Genomic DNA, 2,654 nt, shown 5'->3' with positions numbered 1-2,654 from the left:
CGGCCACCGCCGTCTGCACCGCCGCGACCACGGCCCGCGCGATCGACGCCGTGTTCACCGGCAACTGCGGCAGCACCGACACGTCCCCGGCCTCGATCCGCCGCAACGCGCCGTGCAGCAGCGTCTCCGCCACCGCGACCTGCGCCTCGACCTCCCCGGCCACCACCTGGATGCGCTCGGTCGTCGCGATCGGCCTCCCCAGCCCCGCAGGGACCCGCGCGCGGGCGAAGTCCACGAACGCCGCGCGCGCCGCCCGCGCCACCCCCACGTACAGCGCCGAGTGCGCGAACCCGCCCGGCCCGGTGGTCGCGGCCGGATCGCGGTAGCGGCCGTCCGCGCCGCGCGGGATCTCCACGAACGCCTCCTCCGGCAGCTCGACGTCCCGGTACACCACGTCGTGCGTGTTGGAGGCCCGCAACCCCAGGTGGTCCCACGTCTCGACCCACTCGATGCCCGGCAGGTCCGCCGCGACCAGCGCGTGCCCGACCCTCGGCGGCTCGACCCCCGGCTCCTGCGCGACCACCCACACCACGTGGCACACCAGCGCCGAACCCCCGGTGGCGTAAGCCTTCCGGCCGTTCAGCACCCACCCCGACGTGGTGCGCCGCAGCGTCGTCGCGGGCAGCCCGCCGCGCGCGGGCGCGCCCAGCTCCGGCTCGGCCCGCACCGCGTTCACCGGCGCGGGCCCGCGCGCCGACCGCTCCAGCACGTCCGCGTACAGCTTCTCCGGCCAGTGCGGGCGCGCGGCCTCGGAGGCGTGCGCCACCAGGGTGTTCGCCGCGATCAGCGCCACCGAAGGATCACCCTCGCCCAGCGCGGTCAGCACCCGCGCCACGTCCCGGTGCCCCAGCTCCGGACCACCGTGCCGCCGCGCCACCGACGCGGTCAGCAACCCCGCCCGGTGCGCGACCTCCAAGCCCCGCACCGGGATCGCGCCGCTGCGGTCGTACTCCTCGGCGGTCGCCGCGACCTCCGCCGTCACCGCCGCGAGCGCGCCCTCCGACAGGTCGGGCGCCGGGAACCCCGTCACCGCCCCGCCTCCGCGAACCGCCGGTAGTCCTCGCCGTAGTTGCCCAGGTGCTCGGACTGGAGCTTCCCGCGCGTGCCGGTCGCCTCGCGGTGCGCGAGTTCCTGGCGCACCAGGGGAAGCACGTGCTCGCCGTAGTCCACCGCGTCCGCGAGCGTGTCGTACCCCCGGATGCTCACCAGGTCCGCGCCCCGGTCCACGTAGTCCAGGATCGCCGCCGCCACCGTCTCGGGCGAGCCGACCAGCGCCGTCGACGCCCCCGCCGCGTTCGTCACCGCCGCAGTCCTGGTCCACAGCGCCCGGTCGTACAGCTCGGACCGCTCGGCGAACGACAGCGCCCGCTGCGACCCCACGTTCTGCGGCGCGTCCCGGTGGTGACTCTGCTTGCCGTACGCGGACTTCGCGAACGTCTCGCCGATCCTCGCCACGTACTCGTGCGCCTTGCGCCACGCCAGTTCGTCCGTCTCGGCGACGATCGGCCGGAACGTCACCCAGATCCTCGGCAACGTCGTGCGCCCGGCGGCGCGCGCGATCGCGTGCACCCGCTCGATCTCGCCGCGCAGGTCGTCCAGCGGCTCGCCCCAGAAGCTGAACACGTCCGCCTGCTCGCCGCCCACCTGGAACGCCTGGTCGGACTGGCCGCCGATGGAGATCGGGATCGTCTCGCCGTGCGGGGCGAAACCGGGGCCGAAGTCGTCGAACCGGTAGAACTCGCCCTCGTGGCTGAACGGCGCCCGCTCGCCCCACGCCCGCCGCAGCAGGTCGATGTACTCGGCGGTGCGCGCGTAGCGGCGGTCCTTCGGCAGGTAGTCGCCCTGCCTGGCCTGCTCGGCGTCGCTGCCGCCGGAGATCAGGTGCACCACCGCCCTGCCCTCGGTGAGCTGGTCCAGCGTCGCCAGCTTCTGTGCCGCCACCAGGGGGAACGTGGTGTTCGGGCGCAGCGCCACGATCGGCTTGATCCGCTCGGTGAGCTGGCCGACCGCCGAGGCCACGACGAACGAGTCGGCGCTGTTCGAGCCGTAGGGCAGCAGCGTGTAGTCGTAGCCGCCGTCCTCCAGCGCCCGCACGTACTTCCGGAAGTAGCCGAGGTCGATCCCCCTGGTGGGAACCGGGTTCAGCTCGGTGGACGGGTTCAGGTGCGAGAGGCTGATGAACTCGACCCCCCGCGCCGCGGTGTCGGGGATCTGCTGGGTGAAGACGGGTGCGCTGGTCACGTCACCGAACGTATGGGCCGGTCTCGGCGGGCGTCCAAGACAAGAGCGCGATGGGTTCCGATAGTGCCGCGTTATGGCCCCCGGCAAGAAGATCACGCGCCCTGCGCCGCCGCCGTGCCGTGCGCGCCCGCGCCGGGCACGAGCTGCAAGTGGGGCCGCTGCGCGAAGAAGTCCACGCCCGCGCTCAGCGCCGCCCGCTCCACGTCCGCGTCCAGCCCGCGCCGCGACACCATGCGCAGGTGCGTCGTGCCCGCCTCCGGCAGGTCCGAGCACACCACGAGCCCCTGCGGGCGCGACCCGGCGTTGGGCAGCAGCGCCACCCCCAACCCGGCCCTGACTCCGGCCAGCACCCCCTCCAGCGTCGTGGACTGCGCGGTCACCCGCACCTGGTGCCCCTCACCGGTCAGCACGGA

The 2,654-nt window shown here is 74.4% G+C and carries 3 protein-coding genes; all 3 read right to left on the bottom strand.

Annotated features, from left to right (window positions below; translation table 11 throughout):
- On the bottom strand, nucleotides 1-1,030 hold a 1,030-nt coding region (locus ACTUAL_RS03160; protein ID WP_440899211.1), incomplete at its 3' end, for an acyl-CoA dehydrogenase family protein.
- Nucleotides 1,027-2,241: an LLM class flavin-dependent oxidoreductase gene (locus ACTUAL_RS03155; RefSeq protein ID WP_440899210.1), complete on the bottom strand. Its 1,215-nt coding sequence runs from the start codon at nucleotides 2,239-2,241 to the stop codon at nucleotides 1,027-1,029. The genes ACTUAL_RS03160 and ACTUAL_RS03155, both read right to left, overlap by 4 nt.
- A gap of 92 nt (nucleotides 2,242-2,333) precedes the next feature.
- On the bottom strand, nucleotides 2,334-2,654 hold a 321-nt coding region (locus tag ACTUAL_RS03150), incomplete at its 5' end, for a LysR substrate-binding domain-containing protein (protein WP_440899209.1).

Source organism: Actinosynnema sp. (assembly GCF_052038725.1).
The sequence above is the reverse complement of the archived record's forward strand: the minus strand, read 5'-3'. Positions and strand labels throughout refer to the sequence as shown.